Origin of the sequence: Janthinobacterium breve (genome assembly GCF_051380895.1) — a bacterium.
In the GTDB taxonomy this organism is placed as follows: domain Bacteria; phylum Pseudomonadota; class Gammaproteobacteria; order Burkholderiales; family Burkholderiaceae_D; genus Janthinobacterium.
On the sequence record NZ_JBNYXY010000003.1, the window covers coordinates 231,958 to 254,422 of the forward strand.

The 22,465-nt window shown below is 63.3% G+C and carries 22 protein-coding genes, 2 tRNA genes and 1 pseudogene; 20 read left to right on the forward strand and 5 right to left on the reverse strand.

The annotated features are described in order from the left end of the window. Positions 1-42: 42 nt before the first annotated feature. The 10 genes from ACQ4W0_RS06455 (at position 43) to ACQ4W0_RS06500 (ending at position 10,890) form a co-directional block, all read left to right on the forward strand. Positions 43-960, forward strand: a complete 918-nt coding sequence (locus ACQ4W0_RS06455; protein WP_436576006.1) for a MotA/TolQ/ExbB proton channel family protein — start codon at positions 43-45, stop codon at positions 958-960. A gap of 5 nt (positions 961-965) precedes the next feature. Beyond that, on the forward strand, positions 966-1,394 hold the full coding sequence (locus tag ACQ4W0_RS06460; RefSeq protein WP_102119966.1) for an ExbD/TolR family protein: 429 nt from the start codon (positions 966-968) through the stop codon (positions 1,392-1,394). A 105-nt stretch (positions 1,395-1,499) separates the two neighbouring features. After that, a complete protein-coding gene (locus ACQ4W0_RS06465) occupies positions 1,500-1,931 on the forward strand; it encodes an ExbD/TolR family protein (protein ID WP_436576007.1) in 432 nt (143 codons plus the stop codon). A 78-nt stretch (positions 1,932-2,009) separates the two neighbouring features. Next, a complete protein-coding gene (locus ACQ4W0_RS06470) occupies positions 2,010-3,221 on the forward strand; it encodes a tetratricopeptide repeat protein (RefSeq protein ID WP_436576008.1) in 1,212 nt (403 codons plus the stop codon). A 284-nt stretch (positions 3,222-3,505) separates the two neighbouring features. Further along, a complete protein-coding gene (locus tag ACQ4W0_RS06475; RefSeq protein ID WP_436576009.1) occupies positions 3,506-4,477 on the forward strand; it encodes a bifunctional riboflavin kinase/FAD synthetase in 972 nt (323 codons plus the stop codon). Positions 4,478-4,559: 82 nt separating this feature from the next. Beyond that, positions 4,560-7,460 (forward strand): isoleucine--tRNA ligase, encoded by a 2,901-nt coding sequence (gene ileS / locus ACQ4W0_RS06480; RefSeq protein WP_436576010.1) that lies wholly within the window; start codon positions 4,560-4,562, stop codon positions 7,458-7,460. An 84-nt stretch (positions 7,461-7,544) separates the two neighbouring features. Then, a complete protein-coding gene (lspA, locus tag ACQ4W0_RS06485) occupies positions 7,545-8,054 on the forward strand; it encodes a signal peptidase II (protein ID WP_102119961.1) in 510 nt (169 codons plus the stop codon). A gap of 17 nt (positions 8,055-8,071) precedes the next feature. After that, positions 8,072-9,292, forward strand: a complete 1,221-nt coding sequence (gene coaBC, locus ACQ4W0_RS06490) for a bifunctional phosphopantothenoylcysteine decarboxylase/phosphopantothenate--cysteine ligase CoaBC (protein ID WP_436576011.1) — start codon at positions 8,072-8,074, stop codon at positions 9,290-9,292. Positions 9,293-9,326: 34 nt separating this feature from the next. Continuing rightward, complete coding sequence (gene dut / locus ACQ4W0_RS06495) at positions 9,327-9,776, forward strand: dUTP diphosphatase (RefSeq protein ID WP_436576012.1); 450 nt, start codon at positions 9,327-9,329, stop codon at positions 9,774-9,776. Between the two features lie 10 nt (positions 9,777-9,786). Beyond that, on the forward strand, positions 9,787-10,890 hold the full coding sequence (locus tag ACQ4W0_RS06500; protein WP_436576013.1) for a M48 family metalloprotease: 1,104 nt from the start codon (positions 9,787-9,789) through the stop codon (positions 10,888-10,890). A 31-nt stretch (positions 10,891-10,921) separates the two neighbouring features. On the opposite strand, the gene ACQ4W0_RS06505 is transcribed toward ACQ4W0_RS06500, so the two are convergent. Next, on the reverse strand, positions 10,922-11,062 hold the full coding sequence (locus tag ACQ4W0_RS06505; RefSeq protein WP_162835767.1) for a hypothetical protein: 141 nt from the start codon (positions 11,060-11,062) through the stop codon (positions 10,922-10,924). Positions 11,063-11,162: 100 nt separating this feature from the next. Here ACQ4W0_RS06505 and ACQ4W0_RS06510 point away from each other — a divergent pair, with 100 nt between their 5' ends. The 5 genes from ACQ4W0_RS06510 to ACQ4W0_RS06530 all read left to right on the forward strand — a co-directional run bounded on the left by ACQ4W0_RS06510 (position 11,163) and on the right by ACQ4W0_RS06530 (position 14,921). After that, on the forward strand, positions 11,163-12,170 hold the full coding sequence (locus tag ACQ4W0_RS06510) for an XdhC family protein (RefSeq protein WP_436576274.1): 1,008 nt from the start codon (positions 11,163-11,165) through the stop codon (positions 12,168-12,170). Positions 12,171-12,237: 67 nt separating this feature from the next. After that, the gene (locus ACQ4W0_RS06515) at positions 12,238-13,161 is read left to right on the forward strand and encodes a DNA-3-methyladenine glycosylase 2 (protein WP_436576014.1); all 924 of its coding nucleotides are present in this window, start codon (positions 12,238-12,240) and stop codon (positions 13,159-13,161) included. 57 nt (positions 13,162-13,218) lie between these two features. Then, positions 13,219-13,584: a COG4315 family predicted lipoprotein gene (locus ACQ4W0_RS06520; protein WP_436576015.1), complete on the forward strand. Its 366-nt coding sequence runs from the start codon at positions 13,219-13,221 to the stop codon at positions 13,582-13,584. Between the two features lie 21 nt (positions 13,585-13,605). Further along, positions 13,606-14,133 carry an RNA polymerase sigma factor gene (locus ACQ4W0_RS06525; protein ID WP_436576016.1) on the forward strand — a complete coding sequence of 176 codons (528 nt, stop codon included), beginning with the start codon at positions 13,606-13,608 and terminating at the stop codon, positions 14,131-14,133. Beyond that, a complete protein-coding gene (locus tag ACQ4W0_RS06530) occupies positions 14,130-14,921 on the forward strand; it encodes an anti-sigma factor family protein (RefSeq protein WP_436576017.1) in 792 nt (263 codons plus the stop codon). The genes ACQ4W0_RS06525 and ACQ4W0_RS06530 overlap by 4 nt, the downstream gene beginning before the upstream one ends. Before the next feature lie 28 nt (positions 14,922-14,949). Here ACQ4W0_RS06530 and mug read toward each other — a convergent pair whose 3' ends face one another. Then, entirely contained in the window at positions 14,950-15,471 is a 522-nt protein-coding gene (gene mug / locus ACQ4W0_RS06535) for a G/U mismatch-specific DNA glycosylase (RefSeq protein WP_436576018.1), read from the reverse strand. Positions 15,472-15,657: 186 nt separating this feature from the next. Here mug and ACQ4W0_RS06540 point away from each other — a divergent pair, with 186 nt between their 5' ends. After that, positions 15,658-16,134 (forward strand): (2Fe-2S)-binding protein, encoded by a 477-nt coding sequence (locus tag ACQ4W0_RS06540; RefSeq protein WP_436576019.1) that lies wholly within the window; start codon positions 15,658-15,660, stop codon positions 16,132-16,134. Continuing rightward, positions 16,131-18,446: a xanthine dehydrogenase family protein molybdopterin-binding subunit gene (locus tag ACQ4W0_RS06545; protein WP_436576020.1), complete on the forward strand. Its 2,316-nt coding sequence runs from the start codon at positions 16,131-16,133 to the stop codon at positions 18,444-18,446. The genes ACQ4W0_RS06540 and ACQ4W0_RS06545 overlap by 4 nt, the downstream gene beginning before the upstream one ends. Positions 18,447-18,615: 169 nt before the next feature. On the opposite strand, the pseudogene ACQ4W0_RS06550 reads toward ACQ4W0_RS06545, so the two are convergent. After that, positions 18,616-19,614 (reverse strand): annotated as a pseudogene (locus tag ACQ4W0_RS06550) (MFS transporter); the annotation flags it as partial. Between the two features lie 110 nt (positions 19,615-19,724). Between ACQ4W0_RS06550 and ACQ4W0_RS06555 the strand changes: the two are divergent. Then, complete coding sequence (locus ACQ4W0_RS06555) at positions 19,725-20,525, forward strand: helix-turn-helix transcriptional regulator (protein WP_436576021.1); 801 nt, start codon at positions 19,725-19,727, stop codon at positions 20,523-20,525. Between the two features lie 46 nt (positions 20,526-20,571). On the opposite strand, the gene ACQ4W0_RS06560 is transcribed toward ACQ4W0_RS06555, so the two are convergent. After that, positions 20,572-20,648: transfer RNA gene (locus tag ACQ4W0_RS06560), tRNA-Met, on the reverse strand. A 151-nt stretch (positions 20,649-20,799) separates the two neighbouring features. Further along, positions 20,800-20,876, reverse strand: a tRNA-Met gene (locus tag ACQ4W0_RS06565). 197 nt (positions 20,877-21,073) lie between these two features. On the opposite strand from ACQ4W0_RS06565, the gene ACQ4W0_RS06570 reads away from it, so the two are divergent. Then, positions 21,074-21,652, forward strand: coding sequence for an NUDIX hydrolase (locus ACQ4W0_RS06570; RefSeq protein WP_436576022.1), 579 nt, complete (start codon positions 21,074-21,076; stop codon positions 21,650-21,652). A 44-nt stretch (positions 21,653-21,696) separates the two neighbouring features. Continuing rightward, positions 21,697-22,413: a leucyl/phenylalanyl-tRNA--protein transferase gene (aat, locus tag ACQ4W0_RS06575; protein ID WP_436576023.1), complete on the forward strand. Its 717-nt coding sequence runs from the start codon at positions 21,697-21,699 to the stop codon at positions 22,411-22,413. Positions 22,414-22,465: the final 52 nt, after the last annotated feature.

Below are 22,465 nucleotides of genomic sequence, written 5' to 3' on the forward strand. Positions count from 1 at the left end.
CATTACGTTCAGCGATCTGTTATTTTTAATTTTGGAGGAAGCATGTTTAAGAATACCCGTTTGTCCGCATTTTTTGCCGCGGTTCTGTTGTCCGTCACCGCTACGACCGCTCTGGTAGCAGCACCGGCATTCGCTGACGCGCCAGCATCGGCTGCCGCTTCCGCTCCAGCGGCAGACGCAGCAGCAGCAGCACCAGCACCAGTTGCTGCTGACGCAGCAGCTCCAGCCGCTGACGCAGCCGCTCCAGCCAAAAGCGAAGAAGTCCACAATCCGTTCGGCCTGCAAGCAGTGTGGGAAGGCGGCTTCGTGCCACGCGCCACCCTGATCATCCTGGCCATCATGTCGATCGGCAGCTGGTACATCATCATTACCAAGCTGATGGATCAAATGAAGATCTTCAAGCAAGCGAAAGAAACCGCTGCCAAATTCTGGAAAGCGCCTTCGATCGCTGCTGGTTCGGCAACCCTGAGCGAAGGCTCGCCATTCCGCTTCATCGCTGAATCGGGCACCAAGGCAACCGCACACCATGACGGCGCCCTGCTGGAACAAATCGATCTGTCGACCTGGGTGACGATGTCGATCCAGCGCGCTTCGGACAAAGTGCAATCGCGTCTGCAAGATGGCCTGTCGTTCCTGGCTACCGTTGGTTCGACTGCACCGTTTATCGGTCTGTTCGGTACCGTTTGGGGTATTTACAACGCACTGACCGCTATCGGCATGACCGGTAATGCTTCGATCGATAAAGTGGCAGGTCCAGTTGGCGAAGCACTGATCATGACCGCTTTCGGTCTGCTGGTCGCTGTTCCTGCTGTTCTGGGTTACAACTGGTTGGTGCGTCGTAACAAAACCGCCATGGAAGATGTACGCTCGTTCAGCGCCGACGTTCACTCGGTACTGATCTCCGGCGCCATGTCGACCAGCGAAGCTGGCCGCGCAGCCGGCGCTAAAAAGATCGGATAAGAATCATGTCGATGTCCGTCGGCTCCGACAACGGAGATGAAGATCAAGTAATGTCAGAAATCAACACGACGCCGCTCGTCGACATCATGTTGGTTTTGCTGATCATTTTCTTGATCACCAGTCCGGTTGTCCTCAAATTGCAGAAAATCGATCTGCCGATCGAGGCCAACCAAGCCCTTCAAACCAAGCCAGAAAACGTCAACATTGTTGTTAACAAGGATGGCGAGATTTATCTGGGCCAGACGAAACTGAAAGACACGAACGAACTGTTCGATTATCTTAAAGTTGAAGCAGTGAAAGTACCGCAGCCGGAAGTACACGTTCGTGGCGACCAAGAAACACGCTACGAATCGATCGGCCGGGTTATTTACACGACCCAACGTGCCGGGATCCAGAAGGTCGGCTTCATCACCGAACCACCTGACAAGGGCTGATAGCGACTGACAGCGGCGTCCCGGCAACATGGAGACGCCACTGTCGGAAGCTGACCGGGCGGCAGTTTCGCCCGGTGCTTCGTTGGACTTCTTAAAGGAAACACTATGAGTATGAATGTCGGTTCGGGAAGCGCAGCAGGCGCGGATCCGGAACCAATGATGGAACTGAACATGACGCCCCTCATCGACGTGATGCTGGTGCTGATTATCATGTTGATCATCACGATTCCTAAGCAAAACCACTCGGTGAACTTGAACATGCCGGTCGGCACCCCGCCGCCACCGACAACCGAACCAGTGGTCGTCACGATCGATGTCGATTTTGACGGTACGGTCTTGTGGGACAATCAGGTCGTTCCTGACCGCGCTTCGCTGGAAGCCAAGCTGAGCAACGTTGCTGCGCAAGCAGATCAGCCGGAAGTGCATTTGCGTCCGAACAAGCTGGTGGAATACAAAGTCGTCGCCGGTGTGATGGCGTCGGCGCAGCGTCTGGGCGTAACCAAAATCGGTCTGGTCGGCAACGAGCAATTCCAGTAAGCTACAGCAATCAGGTTCTCTTTACATCCGAATAGGCAGGACTTCCTGCCTATTCGCTTTTTACTGAAAGACTTTCTCATGTCCAAGTTTCGTCTCGCTCATCTCGGCCTCGTCATGGCCGCTATCGGTTTTACCGCAGCAACTCCCGTAATCGGCCTGGGCTCGCTGGCATACGCCGCGGACACCGTGCGTGCCGAAGTGGGCAAGCCATTGCAAGAAGCGCAAAAACTCGCTAGCAGCGGCAAGAACAAGGAAGCGCTGGCCAAGCTGCGCGAAGCTGACAGCGTCGGCGGCAAGAGCGCCTTTGAAAGCTACCAGATCGAGCGCGTGCGCGCCTCGGCAGCTGCTGCCTCCGGCGATAACGGCACCGCCATCAAGGCTTTCGAAGCCGTCATCAATTCCGGCCGCCTGAGCGCCGCCGAAGCCCCCAAATTCACGCAAGCGCTGGCAGGCATGTACTACCGCGCCAAGGACTGGCCAAATACCATCACCTGGATCAAACGCTCGCTGAAAGACCGCGACGACGCGCAGATGCGCGATTTGCTCATCCAGACCTACTACGTCAGCGGCAACTACGCCGAAGCGGCCAAGGAACTGCAAGCACGTGGCGGCAACTCGGAAGCGAACCTGCAAATGCTGGCCAATATCCAGTTGAAGCAAAACGACAAGGGCGGCTATGTGGCCACCCTGGAAAAACTGGCCGGCAGCTATCCAAAGACCAGCTACTGGGCTGACCTGCTGAACCGCGTCTCGGGCAAACCTGGCTTCTCGCAGCGCCTGGCCCTGGATGTCCAGCGCCTGCGCCTGGCCAACGGCCTGTTCACCAAGCCATCCGAATACATGGAAATCAGCCAACTGGCCCTGCAAGCCGGCAATCCTGGCGAAGCTTTGACAATCATCGAGCAGGGCTACAAAAAAGGCGTGCTGGGTACCGGCGCCGATGCCCCGCGTCACCAGCGCCTGAAAGATCTGGCCCTGAAAACCCAGGCCGACCTGAAAGCCAGCGCCGCCAAGTCGGAAGCGGAATACGTCAAGAACAAGGACGCCGACGGCTTGAGCAAGCTGGGCTTTGCCCTGGTCTACGACGGCCAGGCAGAAAAGGGCCTGGGCCTGATGAATGACGCCGTGAAACTGGGCACCGGCAAGTACGCGGAAGAAGACAAGCTGCATCTGGGCATCGCTTACATGCACGCCGGCAAGAAATCCAATGCCACGACGGCCTTCAAGGCCGTCAAAGGCACGGATGGCGCTGCTGACCTGGCCCGTTACTGGACCCTCATGAACAAGTAATTGACATCGAACCCAGGCTACTGCGCGTCGCGCTTTGCGGCCTGTGATGCTCACCGTACTAGCGTACGGTTGCGCTTCTCGGCCACAAATCACTGCCGCTCGCTACACCTGGCTTCGACGTTGAGAGTGTAGTGTATCCATATTAAAGCGTTGCCAGCACACTTGCCGGCAACGCTTTTTATCATTTCAGCAGTGAAATTCGCCCTGTGCCTGCCCTGCCGGGTGTGCATCGCTGAAACAGTCCGTATAATCCCCCTTTTGGCACAGTTTTTCATCAGATTCCTATGAAGGTATTCCGCGGACTTCCCAATGCCCAGGCACGAGCGCCTTGCGCTCTGACCATCGGCAATTTTGACGGTGTCCACATCGGCCATCAAGCCTTGCTGGCGCGCGTGCGCGGCGCGGCGACCGAACTCGGCATTGAAGCTGCCGTGATGACGTTCGAACCGCACCCGCGCGAATTCTTTGCGCAGCGCGCAGGCGACCTGTCAAAGGCGCCGCAGCGCATCGCCAACCTGCGCGACAAGCTGCAATCGCTGGACGACGCCGGCATCGACAGAGTCGTCGTCGAGCACTTCAGCGCCCAGTTCGCCGCCTTGACGCCGCAGGAATTCACGGAAAAAGTCCTCGTCGACGGCTTGCACGTGAAATGGCTGATGGTCGGCGACGATTTCTGCTACGGCGCCCGGCGTGCCGGCGACGTCGCCATGCTGCAGGAAGCGGGCCGCCAGTACGGTTTCCATGTGGAAACCTTACCGACGGTGATGAATGGCAGCACGCGCATCTCCTCGTCCGCCGTGCGCCTGGCCCTGGCCGCCGGTGATTTTCCCCTGGCCACGCAGTTGCTGGGCCACCCTTATGCCATTTCCGGCCACGTCATCCACGGCCAGAAGCTGGGCCGCACCCTGGGTTTTCCCACCCTGAACCTGCGCGTGGCGCACCGTCCCGCCCTGTCCGGCGTGTTCATCGTGCAAGTACACGGCCTGGCGTCGCAGCCGCTGCCCGCCGTGGCCAGTCTGGGCGTGCGCCCTACCGTCGACGACAGCGGCCGCGTCTTGCTGGAAGTGCATCTGTTTGATTTCAATCAATCCTGTTACGGCAAGCTGGTCCGCGTGGAGTTTTTGGAAAAGCTGCGCGACGAAGAAAAGTATGACGACTTGCCCACCCTGACGGCCGCCATCGAGCGCGACTCGAACCAGGCGCGCGCCTATTTTGAGCAGCGCAGCGGCGCCATTACCGCCACCGACCGAATTTGACGCCGGCCAACTCCGCCGCCTGGCGGCACCTGCCGCCACAAACCCGCTGCAAAAAATATACTCCATACCATTAAAGAAGACTATGTCCGATCAAAACAAGCCAGCCACGCCCAAGCAGAACAAGAAGCCTGAAAGCAAATATCCGGTCAACATGACGGAGACCCCGTTCCCGATGCGCGGCGACATGGCCAAGCGCGAGCCGCAATGGGTACAGCAATGGCAAGACAAGAAAATTTACGAGCGCGTGCGCAAGGCTGCCGCCGGCCGTCCGAAATTCATCCTGCATGACGGCCCGCCGTACGCGAATGGCGACATCCACCTGGGCCACGCCGTCAACAAGATCCTGAAGGACATGGTCGTCAAGTCGCGCTCGCTGTCCGGCTTCGACGCGCCATATGTACCTGGCTGGGATTGCCACGGCATGCCGATCGAGATCCAGATCGAAAAACTGCACGGCAAAAACCTGCCGACGGCGGAAGTGCTGGAAAAGGCCCGCGCCTATGCAAATGTGCAGGTCGAGCGCCAGAAGAAGGATTTCATCCGCCTGGGCGTGCTGGGCGAGTGGGACAACCCGTATTTGACCATGGCGCACGGCAATGAAGCCGACGAATTGCGCGCGCTGGGCAAGTTGCTGGAAAAAGGCTATGTCTACCGCGGCCTGAAGCCCGTCAACTGGTGTTTCGACTGCCAGTCGGCGCTGGCCGAAGCGGAAGTGGAATACGCGGAAAAGCGCGATCCCGCCATCGACGTGGGATTCAAGTTCGCCGAACCGGAAAAACTGGCGGCTGCGTTCGACCTGCCATCGCTGCCGACGGAGAACGGTTTCATCGTCATCTGGACCACCACGCCGTGGACCATTCCGTCGAACCAGGCGCTAAACGTACACCCGGAAGTCAAATACGCGCTGGTGAAAACCGAGCGCGATGGCCAGCCATTGCTGCTGATCCTGGCGCAAGACCTGGTCGTGGCCAGCCTGGCGCGCTTCAAGCTTGATGGCACGACGATCGCCACCTGCGACGGTGCGGCCCTGGCCGGCATCAGCTTCCGCCACCCGCTGCATGCGGCGGACGCGTTCTATGACCGCTTGTCGCCGTTGTACCTGGCCGAATACGTGACCACGGAAAGCGGCACGGGCGTGGTGCACTCGGCGCCAGCCTACGGCCTGGACGACTTCATCTCGTGCAAAGCGCACGGCATGAAGGACGACGACATCATCAAGCCCGTCATGGGCGACGGCAAGTTCGCCTCCACCCTGCCCCTGTTCGGCGGCATGACCATCTGGGAAGCGTCGAAGCCGATCTGCAACGCCCTGCGCGAAGCGGGTGCGCTGTTCGAAGTCAAGATGTTCGACCACAGCTACATGCATTGCTGGCGCCATAAGACGCCGATCATCTACCGCGCCACGTCGCAGTGGTTCGCCGGCATGGACGTGACGCCGAAAGACGGCGGCGCGACCCTGCGCGAGACGGCATTGAAAGGCATCGCCGACACCGAGTTCTTCCCGGACTGGGGCCAGGCACGCCTGCACGGCATGATCGCCAACCGCCCTGACTGGACCTTGTCGCGCCAGCGCCAGTGGGGCGTGCCGATGGCCTTCATCGTGCACAAGGAAACGGGCGACCTGCATCCGCGCACGCCGGAATTGCTGGAGCAAGTGGCCAAGCTGATCGAAAAGAACGGCATCGAGGCATGGCAGGCGCTGGACTTGCAAGACCTGATCGGCGACGAAGCGGCCATCTACGCCAAGAACAAGGACACGCTGGACGTGTGGTTCGATTCCGGCGCCACGCACCAGACGGTGCTGGGCGGCCCGCAAGGCCACGGTTCGCACTCGACGCAGCTGCAATTCCCGGCCGACCTGTACCTGGAAGGCTCGGACCAGCATCGCGGCTGGTTCCACTCGTCCCTGCTGGTGTCGTCCATGCTGAACGGCCGTCCACCGTATAAAGCCCTGCTGACGCACGGTTTCACGGTCGATGGCGAAGGCAAGAAGATGTCGAAATCGCTGGGGAATACTTTGGCGCCGCAAAAGATCTCGGACACCCTGGGTGCGGACATCCTGCGCCTGTGGATCGCCTCGACCGACTACACGGGCGAACTGTCGATCTCCGACGAGATCCTGAAACGCGTGACCGAATCGTACCGCCGCATCCGCAACACCCTGCGCTTCCTGCTGGCCAATACCTCGGACTTCAACCCGGCCACAGACGCCGTGCCGGTGGCGGAGATGTTCGAGATCGACCGCTATGCGCTGGCCAACATGGCCTCGCTGCAGACGCAGATCGAGAACAACTACGCGCGCTACGAGTTCCACCCGGTAGTGTCGAAGCTGCAAACGTACTGCTCGGAAGACCTGGGCGGCTTCTACCTGGACATCCTGAAGGACCGTCTGTACACCTCGGGCCTGACGTCGCACGCGCGCCGTTCGGCGCAAACGGCCCTGTGGCACATCACGCAAAGCCTGCTGCGCCTGATGGCCCCGGCCCTGTCGTTCACGGCTGAAGAAGCCTGGGCCGTCTTCGCCGGCGCGGATGCGTATGCCGCCAGCGATGAGACCATCTTCACGCAAACCTGGTGGCAACTGCCGGAAGTGTCGGATGCGGCCGACCTGCTAGAGAAATACACGGCCTTGCGCGCCGTGCGCACGGACGTGACGAAGCAGCTGGAAGACTTGCGCACCTCGGGCGCCATCGGTTCCTCGCTGCAGGCGGAACTGACGATCAAGGCGGCGCCGATGAAGTACAAGCTGTTGGCCACCCTGGGCGACGACCTGAAATTCGTCTTCATCACCTCGCAGGCAACGGTGGCCGAAGTGGCCGACGAAGCGGCCGAAGAGGTGGTCGTGGCCGCGTCGACGGCGCCGAAATGCGAGCGCTGCTGGCACTACCGCAGCGACGTGGGCACGGATGCCGCGCACGCTACCCTGTGCGGCCGCTGCGTCAGCAACCTGTTTGGTGCGGGCGAGAAACGCCGCTTCGCATAAAAACGGTGCGGGACAGGTTCCCGCACCGCTTCCGACCGCCGCTGCCCGCAAGAGTAGCGGCGGCTTTATCTTCCCTGGAAAAATATGGCCACTAAAAACCGTTTTTCATCGAAATCGTCCTCCTCATCGTCGCTGGTGCCCTGGCTGGGCATTGCCGCCATCGTCATCCTGTTCGACCAGATCACCAAGATCACGATCCTGAAAACCTTCCGCTATGCGCAGGAGATGGTCATCACCTCGTATTTCAACCTGGTGCTCGCGTATAACAAGGGTGCCGCATTCAGCTTCCTGTCCGACCAGGGCGGCTGGCAGCGCTATTTCTTCACCGCCATCGCCCTCGCGGCGGCCATCTACATCATTTATCTGCTGAAAAAGCACGCCGGCCAGCGCATGTTCTGCTGGGCCCTGGCGCTGATCCTTGGCGGCGCGCTGGGCAACGCCATCGACCGCCTGATCTACGGCCATGTGGTCGACTTCCTCGATTTCCACTGGAAAAGCTGGGGCCACTTCCCCGCCTTCAACATCGCCGACAGCGCCATCTGCATCGGTGCGGCCCTGTTCATCATCGATGAACTGCGTCGGGTAAACAAATAAACAAGCGGGAGAACGGCATGGAATTGTCCGGCAAAAAAATCGTCCTGGGACTTTCGGGCGGCGTCGCCTGCTACAAGGCGGCGGAACTGTGCCGCGCGCTGACCAAGTCTGGCGCCTCGGTGCAGGTGGTGATGACGGATGCGGCCAGCCACTTCATCACGGCAGTCACGATGCAGGCCCTCTCGGGTCACCCCGTGCACACCAGCCAGTGGGATGCGCGCATCGATAACAACATGGCGCATATCGATTTGACGCGCCATGCCGACGCCATCCTGATCGCACCGTGTTCGGCCGACTTCCTGCGCAAGCTGGCCCATGGCGTGTGCGACGACCTGCTGTCGACCCTGTGCCTGGCCCGTCCCTCCCACCTGCCTTTGCTGGTGGCGCCTGCCATGAACGTGGAAATGTGGCAGAACCCCGCCACGCAGCGCAATGTGCAGCAGCTGCGCGACGACGGCATCAAGCTGTTTGGCCCGGCCGCCGGCGAACAGGCGTGCGGCGAAGTGGGACTGGGCCGCATGCTGGAACCGGAGCAGCTCTTGACGGAGCTGATCGCCGCCTTCCAGCCGAAAGTCCTGGCGGGCAAGCGCGTACTGGTCACGGCAGGCCCTACTTTTGAGGCCATCGATCCCGTGCGCGGCATCACCAATCTGTCCTCGGGCAAGATGGGCTATGCGGTGGCGCGCGCGGCGCGCGAAGCGGGTGCCGAGGTGCTGCTCATTTCCGGTCCGACAGCCCTCGACGCGCCATTCGGCGTGCGCCGCATCGATGTGCAAAGCGCGCAGCAGATGCATGACGCGGTACTGGCCCACGTCGACGGCCAGCACGTCTTCGTCGCCGTGGCCGCCGTGGCCGACTGGCGCGTCGCCAACGCCAGCGAACAGAAGATGAAGAAGCAGGCCGACGGCTCCGTGCCCGAACTGCAGTTCGCACAAAATCCCGATATTTTGGCCACCGTGGCGGCACGCACCAACCTGGCCGGCTATCCCTACTGCGTGGGCTTTGCCGCCGAATCGGAAAACCTGGTGGAATTCGGCTCGATCAAGCGCGAGAAAAAAGGCATTCCCTTGCTGGTTGGCAATATCGGCCAGAACACCTTCGGCCAGGACGACAACACCATCATCCTGTTCGATGAAGAAGGCCATACCGTTCTGCCGCGTGCCTCGAAACTGAACCTGGCGCGCCAGCTGATTTCGGAAATCTCGAAGCGAATCGCCAAGAATTCACTGCTCAAATAACCCTTTATACGACTTAGCTTAGTAAATCAGATTCATGAAAAATATCGATATCAAGATCCTCGACGCCCGCATGCAAGAACTGTTGCCGGCCTACGCCACGCCCGGCAGCGCGGGACTGGACCTGCGCGCCTGCATAGCCGAGGCCATCACCATCGAAGCGGGCCAGACGGTGCTCATTCCCACCGGCCTGGCGATCCACATCGGCGACCCGTCGTATGCGGCCATGATTTTGCCGCGCAGCGGCATGGGCCACAAAAACGGCATCGTTTTGGGGAATCTGGTAGGCTTGATCGACTCCGATTACCAGGGTCAGCTGATGGTATCAACCTGGAACCGGGGCCAGAGCGCATTCACGCTCAACCCCATGGAACGCCTGGCGCAACTGATTATCGTGCCGGTGCTGCAAGTGGGCTTTAACGTCGTCGAGGAATTCGGCGACAGCGAACGCGGTGTTGGCGGTTTCGGCAGCACCGGCAAACATTAAGGATTTTCTTATGCCAGGCTTCCGCCATCTGATCCCAGCCACGACTTCGCTGCGCCATCTGGCCTCGCCACTGCTGGTGGCTTGCGTTGCCCTACTCTCTGCCTGCACCACGCCGACGACGAATGTCAGCGGCCCGTTCAACGTCGTGCCGGCGCCCGATGCGCCTGCGCCGACGGCGCAGCAAAAGGCGGCGCAGGAAGAACTGGTGAAAATGGTGGCGCTGCAGGACCGCCTGTCGAAAGTTTCGGCGCCCCTGCTGATCAACAATGCGGACTTGTGCAAGACCTATGCGCGCAACCTGCTGGGCTTCACGGCGCAGAATAAGTATTCCTACCCTGGCATCTATGCCGACGCGGCGCAGGCTGCGCTCGGCTATGGCGAACAGATGCAGGTCTCGGGCGTCTTGCCTGGCAGCGGCGCCGCGCGCGCCGGCTTGCGCAAGGGCGACGGCTTGCTGGCCGCCGAAGGCAAGCCGCTGCCGTCCGGTCCCAAGGCCGAAGGTCCGTTCGGCGCCATCGTCGGTCCGCTGGCATCGAAAAGTGCCAGCCTGAACATGACCATCGCCCGCGACGGCCAGCAACAGGACCTGAAGATTCCCGTCACGCGCGCCTGCGCCTTCCGCGTCGCCCTGGGCAATGCGGACAATATCAACGCGTATTCGGACGGCACGCGCATCATGCTCACGCGCGGCATGGTCAATGCGGCGCAAAACGACGAAGGCATTGCCTTCGTCATCGCCCGCGAAATGGCGCACAACATTCTCGATCACCCGCGCAGCCAGCGCACGGCGGGTACGGCCGGCAGCATCATCGACAGCCTGGGCGCCGTGCAGCCCGACGTCTCGATGCTGACGGGCGCCGCCGGCATCAAGGCCATGCCGCAGGAACTCGACGTGCAAGCCGACACCCTGGCCATCTACCTGCTGGCGCGCGCCGGCTACAATGTCGACAACGCCGCCCGCTTCTGGCAACGCCTGGCCACGCAAGTGCCGGCCACGGTGGCCAACGGCTACACGGCCCTGCATCCGGGCACCAACTCGCGCATGGCAGCCATCAACCGCGCCGTGACGGACGTGCGCGCCAAGCAGGCGGCAAAAAAACCGCTCAAGCCTTAAATGCCAAAGGCGCCTGCTGCAGCAGGTTTGCTCAGGCGCCGGGGAAATTCGGGAAATAGGTGCCCATGATCCAGGTCAGGGCACCGCAGAACACCACGGCTAAAAACAGCACAATGAGGAGCTTGCCGAACTTGGGAATACCCTCTTCTTGCGTCTTGACTTCATTTGACATGAAAATTCTCCGCAGGGTGGTGGAACGGGTAGTATATCCACAATCTTGAATACTATTCCATACTTTGCCGCAAACATGCGGCATGCAACTCTCGCGGCCCATGGACAGCATCGACCTTGAAGTTCTGAAAACCAGCGCCGCCTGGCTTGCCGCCGGCCACCGCTGCGAACTCGTCACCGTCATCAAGACCTGGGGCTCCAGCCCCCGTCCAGTGGGCGCCACCCTGGCCATCTGCGACGATGGCACGGTGGTCGGTTCCGTTTCCGGCGGCTGCATCGAGGATGACCTGATCGACACCGTCCGCATGCACGGCATCGTGCGCACACAGCCCGACATCGTCAGCTACGGCATCAGCGCCGACGAGGCGCACCGCTTCGGCCTGCCCTGCGGCGGCACCATCGAACTGGCCATCGAACCGCTGCATGCGGGCAGCGGCGTGGCCGAACTGCTGGCGCGCCTGGAAGCGCATGAACTGGTCGAACGCCGGCTCGACCTGCACAGCGGCGCCGTCACCCTGCACACCGCCGTACCGGGCGCCGTGCTGACCCTGGAAGGCGCGGTACTCACCACGCAGCATGGCCCGCGCTGGCGCTTGCTGATCATCGGCGCCAGCCAGTTGTCGCGCTTCGTGGCGCAAATCGCCATGGCCATGGATTACCACGTCATCGTCTGCGACCCGCGCGAGGAATACCGGGGCGGCTGGAATGTGCCGGGCGTGCCGCTGCTGCACGCCATGCCCGACGATCTGGTGCTGGAATTAAAGCTCGACAGCCGCAGCGCCGTCGTCGCCCTGACGCACGATCCCAAGCTCGACGACCTGGCCCTGATGGAAGCACTGAAGTCGCCCGCCTTTTACGTGGGCGCCATTGGCTCGCGCGCCAACAATGCCAAGCGCCGCGAGCGGCTGCTGCAGTTCGACGTCAGCGCGGAACAGCTGGCGCGCCTGCACGGCCCCATCGGCCTGTACATCGGCAGCAAGACGCCGGCCGAAATCGCCATTTCCATCCTGGCCGAACTGACGGCCGTGAAAAACGGCGTGCCCGACGCACTGCAGATCCAGCACGCGGCGGCCCTGAGCCCGCCCAGCACCGACATCTGCGCGCGTTAAAGACAAAAGCAAGAAACGCGGTGCGCCCGCGTCGCCTCCCTGATACCGTCCCTGACTTTGGCCCACCATGACCCTGCTGCACTGGACTCTCCCCCTGCCCGCCGGCTACCGCCGCGACGACGTCATCGCCTTCCACAGCCGCGATGTGGAAGGCGTGGCGGAACAGGTCACCGCGGCAGGCTTGCGCAAGGGCATCCTGCTTGCCGGCGTGACTGTCGTGCTGGACGTGGCCTTCACGGACGCTGCGGCCATCTGCCGCGCCGAGATCGACGACAATGACAATCCCGTCGCCGATCTTCAAACGCGCCTGCACGGCGCCCTGCTGAACATCCTCGGCCTGCGCATCGACCCGCAGCCATTCGCGTACCTAGCCGCCAACGACCCGTTGCTGGCGCCTTTGATCCGCGTCAATCCGGGCTTGCGCATCGTGCAATCGGCCAGTCCCTTCGAGGCGCTGACCTGGGCCATCATCGGACAGCAGATCAACCTGTCGTTCGCCATTTCGCTGCGCCGCACCTTTATCTTGCAGGCGGGGCGCCAGCACGGCAGCGGTTTGTGGTGCTACCCGGAGGCGCGCGACGTGGCACGCCTGGCTGTCGAGGACTTGACCAGCCGTAAATTCTCGCGCGCCAAGGCGGAAACCGTACTGCGCCTGGCGCGCCTAGTCGACGAGGGCGCATTGTCGCTGGAGCTGCCTCCCTCCGGCGACGTGGCGGCCATTTCGCAGGCGCTGCTGGCCGTAAAGGGCATCGGCCCCTGGACCGTCAACTACGCGCTGTTGCGCGGCTACGGTTACGCCGACTGCTCGCTGCATGGCGACGTGGCCATCCGCGCCGCCCTGCAAAAGCTGCTGGGCGAAGACACGAAACCTGACCTGGCGCGCACGGAGCAGTGGCTGCGCCAGTATGCGCCGCACCGCACCATGGCCGCCGCCCACCTGTGGGCCAGCCTGCATGCGCCGGAAAAAAATAATTCGCCAGAGCGGGAATAAACGGCGGACGGCCAACGTCTATCCCTTGCAAGCCCTCAAAACCTCAAGGAGACCATCATGCGCTTTACCGCTATCGCTACCCTCGCCACCCTGTTATCCGCCCCGCTGGCCTTCGCCGCCGACGTCATGCCCGCCAACGGCATGCTGGTCAACGCCAGCGGCATGACCGTATATGTGTTCGACAAGGATGTCGCCGACAGCGGCAAGAGCGCCTGCAGCGGCGGCTGCCTGGTCGCCTGGCCCGCCGTCATCGCCACCGACGCGGCGCCCGCCGCCCCGTATGGCAGCATCAAGCGCGAAGACAACGGCGCCATGCAGCTGACCTACAAGGGCAAGCCCCTGTACCTGTACAAGGAAGACAAGAAGCCGGGCGACGTGGCCGGCGACAATTTCAAGAACGTGTGGCACATCGTCAAGCCGTAAGCAGCCCTTCCCGCCCCGACGATGACCACGCCAGAGGACAGCCGCCAGCTGCAAGCCTGCCTGCCCGGCCTGCGCCGCTATGCGCGCGCGCTGGTGGGCGGACTGCATGCGGATGACATGGTGCAGGACACCGTGGAGCGGGCTTGGCGCAGGCTGGATCAATGGCAGCGGGGCAGCGAAATGCGGCCCTGGCTGTTCTCCATCATGCACAACCTGCACGTGGATCAGCTGCGCCGCCCCGGCCTGGCACTGCAGGAGCTGGACGACGACGCCGTGCTGCCCGCCCCGGAGCGCGCGCCGGGGCAAGCCATCGCCATCGGCGAAATGGATGCGGCGCTGGCCAGCCTGCCGCTGGGGCAGCGCGAAGTGATCCTGCTTGTCGCGCTCGAACAAATGCCGTACGAGCAGGTGGCGGCCACGCTGGATATCCCCGTCGGCACCGTGATGTCGCGCCTGTCACGGGGGCGCGACAAACTGCGCACCCTGCTCGATGGCAGCCCTGCCGGCAGCCAGGGCAGCGGCCCTCCCACCCTGAAAGTCGTGAAATGACAATGCCAGCCATCAGCGAAGCGCAATTGCATGCCCTAGCCGACGACGTCTTGCCGGAAGAGCAGCGCGCGGCCATCGATGCCTACCTGCGCGCGCATCCGCAAGACGCTGCCAGGGTCGCTGCCTGGCGCGAGCAAAACCGGCAATTGCGCGCCCTGTTCGATCCGCTGCAGCAGGAAGCCGTGCCGCCTGCGCTGCTGCAGGCGGCGGCCCCGCTGGCCGCCAACCATGGCTGGTACCGCCCCGCCATGCAGGCAGCAGCGGCCGTCGTGCTGGTGTTCGCCGGCGGCATGGGCGGCTGGCTGCTGCGCGGCGACGCCGGCGATATGCGGGCTGCCAGCGCCAGCCCCCTGGCCCTGGCGCGCAGTGCCGCCATCGCCCATGCCGTCTACACGCCCGAAGTGCGCCACCCCGTGGAAGTGGGGGTCGAACAAGAGGCCCACCTGGTGCAATGGCTGTCGAAACGCCTGGGCAGCACATTGCAGCCACCCGTGCTGTCGCCGCTCGGCTATCACCTGATCGGCGGACGGCTGCTGCCCGGCGATGGCGATGGCCCCGTGGCACAGTTCATGTACGAAGAGGGCACTGGCAAGCGCCTGACCCTGTACGTGGCCAAGGAACGGGCAGGCAGACAGGAAACGGCATTCCGCTACACGCAGGAAAAGGACCTGGGCGTGTTTTACTGGATCGATGGCCAGATGGGCTACGCCCTCTCGGCCAGGCTGCCGAAAGCCGAGTTGGGCAAGATCGCCGACGCCGTGTATGCACAGCTGGAGGTACATCGCTGAGCCACGGATAGCCGCTCGCGTCTGGACGTCAGCTGAGCGCGCGCCTCAGTTCCGCATAGGCGTCGACCAGCCTCTCCTTTGAATAGCCGCGATTGAGTCCGCTCGGATTGGGCAGTATCCACACGCGCGCGCCGCCGAAGCGTTCGGGTTGTTCGCCCCAGTCCACCTGACGTTTTCCCGTCATCGCCGCATAGGCGGCCTTGCCAAGGAAGGCGATCCACTGCGGCTGCGCACATGCCAGTTTGTGCAGCAGGCCCGCCGCCGCCTGCGCGAATTCCTCCGCCCCTACCTGATCCGCGCGGTTTGTCGGGCGCCCGACGGCCGCCGTCAAACCCAGCCCAAAATCGAGCACGCTGGCATCGTCTTGCGGCGCCACCAAATGCGGCGTGAAGCCGGCCAGGTGCAATACGGGCCAGAAACGGTTGCCGCGGCCGAGAAAATGGTGGCCGGCCGCCGCCGCGTCCACACCGGGATTGAGGCCGCAAAAAACCACTTGCAAGCCGGGAGCCAGGAGGTCGGGCAAGCCTTGCGCCAGTGTGATGTGTGTCATGGAAAACTCCCAATACCAGGAGCCGCAGTATAGAAGAACTTGCGCAGACATGTGCTGGCCTGCCGCCATCGGCTGCCATGCCCTGCAACACATGGCGGCTGGTGCTACCATCTGCCACTGATGAGCTAATCCCTGCGACGGATGGCCGTCACGCTTCCCCGTACCATCCTACTCCGAGGAATAAACATGACGACCCTGACCATCAATGGCAAGCGGCACGACCTTGCACTGCCTGAAGACACGCCCCTGCTGTGGGCCTTGCGCGACGAGCTGGGCATGACCGGCACCAAATTCGGCTGCGGCATGGCCCTGTGCGGCGCCTGCACCGTGCACCTCGATGGCGACGCCATCCGCTCCTGCGTGACGCCCGTATCGGCCGCCGCCGGCAAGAAAATCACCACCATCGAAGCGGTGGGCGAAGACAAGGTAGGCCTTGCGCTACAGCAAGCCTGGCAAGAACACGGCGTGCCACAATGCGGCTATTGCCAGGCTGGCCAGATCATGTCGGCCACGGCCCTGCTGCACAAGACGCCGGCGCCGAACGACCGGCAGATCCGCGAAGCGATGAGCGGCAATATCTGCCGCTGCGGCACCTACACACGCATCCACGCGGCCATCAGGCAGGCCGCGACCAGCATCAACGCGAAAGGAGCTGCCAAATGAGCATCCTTGAAAACATCCCCGCCCCCTCCCCCACTTCGCCTGCGCGGCGCAACTGGCTCAAGGCCGCCGGCGCGCTGGCCGGTTTGAGCCTGGTGGCCGGCCCTTCCGGCCTGGTGATGGCGGCCGACGCCGTCAAATACGGCGGCGACAAGATGGCCGGCGGCGTGGTCGACGACACCCTCGTATTCCTGTCGATCAACGCCGACGGCATCGTCACCATCGTGGCGCACCGCTCCGAAATGGGCCAGGGCATCCGCACCAGCCTGCCCATGGTGGCGGCCGACGAACTGGGCGCCGACTGGGCGCAGGTGCGCGTGCAGCAGGCGCCCGCCGACGAAGCGCGCTACGGCAGCCAGGATACGGACGGCTCGCGCAGCATGCGCCACTCGTTTCGCGCCATGCGCCACGTGGGCGCCACGGCGCGTTTGATGCTGGAAACGGCGGCCGCCGTGCGCTGGGACGTGCCCGTGACGGAAGTGAAAGCCGTCAACCATGCGGTCGTGCACACGTCCAGCGGGCGCTCGCTGTCGTTCGGCGCCCTGGCCTTGGAAGCGGCCAAACTGCCGGTGCCGCCGCGCGCGCGCATCAGCCTGAAAACTGCCGGTGAGCTGCGCTACATCGGGCAAACCAGCACGCGCGGCATCGACCTGCATGACATCGTCACCGGCAACACCCACTTCGGCATCGACACGCGCCTCGACGGCATGGCGTATGCCGTCATCGCCAGGCCGCCCGTGTTTGGCGGCAAGCTGAAAAGCGTGGACAAGACGGCGGCCCTGAAGGTGCCCGGCGTGCTGCGCATCGTCGAACTGGCGGGCAGTCCGCCGCCGGCCATGTTCAATCCGCTGGGCGGCGTGGCCGTCATCGCCAGCAACACCTGGGCCGCCATCAAGGGCCGCGAAGCGCTGGTGCTGGAATGGGAAGATGGCCCGAACGGGGGCTACGATTCGAAGGCTTTCCGCAAGACGCTGGAAGCGGCCGTGCGCCAGCCGGCCAACCCGGCGCGCGACCAGGGCAAGACGGTGGCCACCCTGGCCGCCGCTCCCGCCGCGCGCAAATTCAGTGCTGAGTATTATCTGCCCCACCTGGCCCACGCCACCATGGAACCGCCCGCCGCCACCGTGCGCATCGCCGACGGCAAGGCCGAAGTGTGGGCCTGCGTGCAGGCGCCGCAAGCGACGCGCAGCAACGTGGCCAAGGCTCTGGGTCTGGCGTACGACGACGTGACCGTCCACGTGACCCTGCTCGGCGGCGGCTTCGGGCGCAAATCGAAGCCCGATTTCGCCGTCGAGGCGGCGCTGCTGTCGAAAGCCATGGATGGCGCGCCCGTCAAGCTGACGTGGACGCGCGACGACGACCTGCAGCACGACTACCTGCACACGGTGTCCGTCGAACGGCTGGAAGCGTCGCTCGACGCGAAAGGCATGCCGACGGCCTGGCTGCACCGCACGGCCGCGCCCACCATCACCTCGACCTTTGCCGCCGGCGCGAACAAGCAGGCGCCGTTCGAGCTGGGCATGTCGGCCATCAACGTACCGTATGCGATTGCGAACATCCGCGTCGAAGTGCCGGAAGTGCCGGCCCACACGCGTATCGGCTGGTTCCGTTCAGTCTCGAACATCCCGCACGCGTTTGCCATCCAGTCGTTCACTGCCGAACTGGCGCATGCGGCGAAAAAAGATCATCGCGACTACCTGCTGGCACTGCTGGGCCCTGCGCGCAAGATCAACCCGGCCGACCTGTCGGATGGCTGGAACTATGGCGAAGACCCGGCGAAGTATCCGGTCGACATCGGCCGCATGCGCCACGTGATCGAGCTGGCGACAGCCAAGGCGGGCTGGGGCCGCAAGCTGCCCAAGGGCCGGGGATTGGGCCTGGCCGTGTCCTACAGCTTTGTCACTTATGTGGCGGCCGTGATCGAGGTGGAGATCAACGCGGCCGGTGAAGTCATCGTGCCCAGGGTCGATATCGCCATGGATTGCGGACCGCAGATCAACCCGGACCGCGTGCGCTCGCAAATCGAAGGCGCTTGCATCATGGGCCTGTCCCTGGCCATGAGCGGCGAAATCAGTTTTAAAAATGGCAGGGTCGAGCAAAGCAATTTCCACGACTATGCCGTGCTGCGGGCCGCCGATGCGCCGCACGTCATCCACACGCACCTGGTGCCCGGTACCCTGGACATGGAACTGGGCGGCGTGGGCGAGCCGGCCACGCCGCCCATCGCGCCGGCCCTGTGCAACGCCATCTTCGCCGCCACGGGCAAGCGCATCCGCGCCCTGCCCGTGGGCATGCAGTTGGCGAAGAAAGCCTAGGACCTAGGCGCGCCGCGCGGCAGGCAACTGCAACAGCAACGCTGCGGCGGCGACAAAGGCGGCGCTGGCCGCCAGCAGCCACATGGGCCAGCAGCAGGCCGCCCATGGCGGCGCCGATGGCGCTGCCCAGGTACAGCGCCGATTCGTTGAGGGCGATGGCCAGGTTGCCGTCGCCCTGCCGTGCGCGCACGGCCAGCAACTGCTGGTTCTGCGGCACTTGCAGGGCCCAGCCAGCCGCACCCCACAGCGCGATCGGCGCCAGCATCAGCCACGCCGACCAGCCGGCAGCCAGCGGCAGCGCGCACAAGGCCATCGCCAGCAACAACAAGAGAAACAAGGTCAGTTTCGGCGCCGCCACCTTGTCCGCCCATGGTCCGACCAATACGCTGCCCGCGATGCCGCCCACGCCCCACGCCCACAGGAAGGGCGTGGCGGAAATCGCTGCGCCCTGCGCGGACCATGCCAGCAGCGGCGCGATAAACGTGTACATGCCCAGGCTGGCAATTGCCGCCAGCAAGGACACCAGCAAGATGGCCAGCTTGCGGCGCAGCGACATGGCCGGTGCGGCCGATGCTGGTAGGGCGGGCAGCTTCCACAGCAAGCCCGCCAGCGCCAGCGCACCGAGGAGGGCGACCAGCCACAGGGCCGCCGTCCAGCCCAGCTGCTGCGCCAGCAACAGGCTCAATGGCACGCCCAGCACCGTGCCGCCAGCCATGCCGCCCATGATCACGCCGATGGCCTTGCCCCGCTGCTGCTGCGCCGACACGCCGGCCGCCGCCGCGATGCCCAGCGCCAGATAGACACCGGCCCCGATGCCGGCGATGGCGCGCCATGCCAGCAAACTGCCCAAACCGGGCGCCAGCGCGCTGGCCCCGTTCGCCAGCACGAACACGGCCAGGGCGGTCAACAGGCCGGCACGCTGCGCGCGCGCCGGTAGCAAGGCCACGGCCAGGGGCGAGCCGAGGCCATAAGCCAAAGTAAACGCCGTCACCAATTGCGCGGCCATCGCCAGGGAGACAGAAAATGCACTGGCGATCATCGGCATCAAGCCCGCCGTCACATACGACGCCATGCCCAGCGCGAACGCGCCCACGGCGATCAGGTAGACGGTGGCAGGCAACGCGGTGGCGGCAGGCGCTGCGGCACTGGAAGAAGAATAGTCAGACATGGGTAAGCTTTCGGGAAGAAAGAACGCATTCTGGAATACAATATAAACAATTACAATTTAACTGTTTATGCTATTACTGATAGCAACAGGCTCACAGGAAAGACAGCACCATGCGCACTTTGGCCCGCACCCGCCACGAACTGGCCGCCTACCTGCAGGCGCGGCGCGCGCGCCTGTCGCCCGAGGACGTGGGCCTGCCCGGCGGCGGGCGGCGCAGGACGCCGGGACTGCGCCGCGAAGAAGTGGCGGCGCTGGCCGGCGTGGGGCTGACCTGGTACACCTGGCTGGAACAGGGGCGCGACATCGGCGTCTCCAGCGCCTTTCTTGACAAGCTGGCCGAAGTGCTGAAACTGGACGGGGGCGAACGGCGCCACCTGTTCCTGCTGGCCCATGCGCGTCCGCCAGCCGAAGAGGGCAAGACGTATTGCGTGGTGCCGCCGCCGGTGCGCCGATTGATGCACGAACTGGCGCATCCGGCCTATGTGCTCAACTTGCGCTGGGACGTGCTGGCGTTCAACGGGGCAGCGGACGCCCTGTTCGGCTTCGGCGTGCATGCTGCCGCGCGCCGCAATCTGCTGTGGCTGTTGTTTACCGATCCCCTGCTGCGCTCACGCTTCGCCGGCTGGGAAGAGCAGGCGCCGCTGATGCTGTCGAGCTTTCGCCGCGACTACGCGCGCGCCACGCAGGAAGCCGATATCCACGCGCTGGTGGAAGAACTGGAAAAAGTGTCGCCCGAGTTCAAGCTGTGGTGGCGCCGTCACGACGTGCATGCGCCCTGCGCCGGCGTGCGCCGCCTGGAAATCGACGGCGAGCAGGTCGCCTATGAGCACACCTCGCTGACCATCGATGCGGACCGCCACTTGCGGCTGGTGGTGTATGCGCGCCAGGTGGCAGGAGACATCGCCCCGTAAACGAAAAAACCGCTGACCCTCTTGCGAGGAATCAACGGCTTCGAAATGGTTGCGGGGACAGGATTTGAACCTGTGACCTTCGGGTTATGAGCCCGACGAGCTGCCAGACTGCTCCACCCCGCAGACGAATTATATACCAGATTGTTGCGGAGCGTAAAGGCATGAATTGACAATCTCATTCCTGCCTCGTCTTCCGGAGTTTGCCGTTGAGTAGATTTAGGCAGCAATGGAAAAAGCCGCTGATCTTTTTCAAGAGTCAGCGGCTTTCAGGTATTGGTTGCGGGGACAGGATTTGAACCTGTGACCTTCGGGTTATGAGCCCGACGAGCTGCCAGACTGCTCCACCCCGCACTCGAATTATAAGGGCAAACGGGTGGCTTAGGCAATAACTATCTCAACTTCGACCGCAATAGATCCATTGAATTAAAAAGTGCATTAAAAAGTGCGGCCCATTGCCGGTTGGCATTGTGTCCGCCTGTCACGCCACGGCGCACGCAATCGGTGTACAGTAAGCGTTACACTAGACACCCATTTTCCGAAGCCCGCCCATGAAATTCTGCTCCGAATGCGCCCATCCTGTCAGCCTGTCCATCCCGGAAGGCGACAACCGTCCGCGCTATGTCTGCGCCAACTGCGACGCCATCCATTACCAGAACCCGAAAATGGTGGTCGGCTCCATCCCCGTCTGGGAAGAGGATGGGCAGTTGCAGGTCTTGCTGTGCAAGCGGGCCATCGAGCCGCGCCTGGGCTACTGGACCCTGCCGGCCGGCTTCATGGAAAACGACGAGACCACGTCGGACGCGGCCGAGCGTGAAACGGTGGAAGAAGCGGGCGCCAATATCGAACTGGGCCCCCTGTTTTCGCTGCTGAACGTACAGCGCGTGCACCAGGTCCACCTGTTCTACCTGGCGCGTTTGCGCGACCTCGATTTCGCGCCGGGCATCGAAAGCCTGGAGGTGCAGCTGTTTACGGAAGCGCAGATCCCCTGGGATGACTTGGCCTTCCCCACCATCCGCGCCACGCTGGAACTGTTCTTTGCCGACCGCGTGAAAATCCGCGAAGGCGGCAGCTACGGCGTCCATACGGGCGACATCACGCGCCCGATGGCGCACAAGGATGCAGAGTAAGCCCCCGAGTAAGCCTCCGCCAACTGCTACCTTTGTGACGCCGCATGATTCCCTGGCTCGATATCCACACACCCTTTCCCGACGTCTCGCGCGCCCTGACGGACGAAGCGCCCGGCCTGCTGGCAGCCGGCGCCGACCTGTCACCCGCGCGCCTGCTCGATGCCTACAAACACGGCATCTTCCCGTGGTTTTCCGAAGGCCAGCCCATCCTGTGGTGGAGCACCGATCCGCGCATGGTGCTGATGACGGAGGACTTCAAAGTCTCCGACAGCCTGGCCAAGACGCTGCGCAAGATCGAGCGCAGCGCCACCACGGACGGGCGCTGGCAGCTGCGCTTCGACGGCGATTTCGAAGCGGTGATGCGCGCCTGCGCTGCGCCGCGCAAGGATGGCCCGGGCACCTGGATCTCGGACGAGATCATCGCCGGCTACACGGGCTTGCACAAGCTGGGCTACGCGCATTCGTCGGAACTGTGGCTGGACGGGGAACTGGTGGGCGGTGCGTATGGCGTGTCGATCGGGCGCATGTTCTATGGCGAATCGATGTTCGCGCGCGTCTCGGATGGTTCGAAGATCGCGCTGGCGCAGCTGGTGCGCTTTTTGAAGGCGCGCGGCGTGGCCATGATTGACTGCCAGCAAGAAACAAAACACCTGGCTTCGCTGGGCGCAGCGCCCATTTCACGCGCGCGCTTCCTGGCCCACGTCCGCGTCGCCATTGAAACAGCGCAAATCACCGACTGGCATGCTGCGCCGCCCGCGTAAAAAAGCTATGATATCTGCACGCAGACATCCATTGCCGCGGCCAGACCAGACA

Coding starts and splice junctions, on each gene's coding strand:
- ACQ4W0_RS06455 (WP_436576006.1), top strand. CDS start 43: ATGTTTAAGAATACCCGTTTGTCCGCATTTTTTGCCGCGGTTCTGTTG.
- ACQ4W0_RS06460 (WP_102119966.1), top strand. CDS start 966: ATGTCGATGTCCGTCGGCTCCGACAACGGAGATGAAGATCAAGTAATG.
- ACQ4W0_RS06465 (WP_436576007.1), top strand. CDS start 1,500: ATGAGTATGAATGTCGGTTCGGGAAGCGCAGCAGGCGCGGATCCGGAA.
- ACQ4W0_RS06470 (WP_436576008.1), top strand. CDS start 2,010: ATGTCCAAGTTTCGTCTCGCTCATCTCGGCCTCGTCATGGCCGCTATC.
- ACQ4W0_RS06475 (WP_436576009.1), top strand. CDS start 3,506: ATGAAGGTATTCCGCGGACTTCCCAATGCCCAGGCACGAGCGCCTTGC.
- ileS (WP_436576010.1), top strand. CDS start 4,560: ATGTCCGATCAAAACAAGCCAGCCACGCCCAAGCAGAACAAGAAGCCT.
- lspA (WP_102119961.1), top strand. CDS start 7,545: ATGGCCACTAAAAACCGTTTTTCATCGAAATCGTCCTCCTCATCGTCG.
- coaBC (WP_436576011.1), top strand. CDS start 8,072: ATGGAATTGTCCGGCAAAAAAATCGTCCTGGGACTTTCGGGCGGCGTC.
- dut (WP_436576012.1), top strand. CDS start 9,327: ATGAAAAATATCGATATCAAGATCCTCGACGCCCGCATGCAAGAACTG.
- ACQ4W0_RS06500 (WP_436576013.1), top strand. CDS start 9,787: ATGCCAGGCTTCCGCCATCTGATCCCAGCCACGACTTCGCTGCGCCAT.
- ACQ4W0_RS06505 (WP_162835767.1), bottom strand. CDS start 11,062: ATGTCAAATGAAGTCAAGACGCAAGAAGAGGGTATTCCCAAGTTCGGC.
- ACQ4W0_RS06510 (WP_436576274.1), top strand. CDS start 11,163: ATGGACAGCATCGACCTTGAAGTTCTGAAAACCAGCGCCGCCTGGCTT.
- ACQ4W0_RS06515 (WP_436576014.1), top strand. CDS start 12,238: ATGACCCTGCTGCACTGGACTCTCCCCCTGCCCGCCGGCTACCGCCGC.
- ACQ4W0_RS06520 (WP_436576015.1), top strand. CDS start 13,219: ATGCGCTTTACCGCTATCGCTACCCTCGCCACCCTGTTATCCGCCCCG.
- ACQ4W0_RS06525 (WP_436576016.1), top strand. CDS start 13,606: ATGACCACGCCAGAGGACAGCCGCCAGCTGCAAGCCTGCCTGCCCGGC.
- ACQ4W0_RS06530 (WP_436576017.1), top strand. CDS start 14,130: ATGACAATGCCAGCCATCAGCGAAGCGCAATTGCATGCCCTAGCCGAC.
- mug (WP_436576018.1), bottom strand. CDS start 15,471: ATGACACACATCACACTGGCGCAAGGCTTGCCCGACCTCCTGGCTCCC.
- ACQ4W0_RS06540 (WP_436576019.1), top strand. CDS start 15,658: ATGACGACCCTGACCATCAATGGCAAGCGGCACGACCTTGCACTGCCT.
- ACQ4W0_RS06545 (WP_436576020.1), top strand. CDS start 16,131: ATGAGCATCCTTGAAAACATCCCCGCCCCCTCCCCCACTTCGCCTGCG.
- ACQ4W0_RS06555 (WP_436576021.1), top strand. CDS start 19,725: ATGCGCACTTTGGCCCGCACCCGCCACGAACTGGCCGCCTACCTGCAG.
- ACQ4W0_RS06570 (WP_436576022.1), top strand. CDS start 21,074: ATGAAATTCTGCTCCGAATGCGCCCATCCTGTCAGCCTGTCCATCCCG.
- aat (WP_436576023.1), top strand. CDS start 21,697: ATGATTCCCTGGCTCGATATCCACACACCCTTTCCCGACGTCTCGCGC.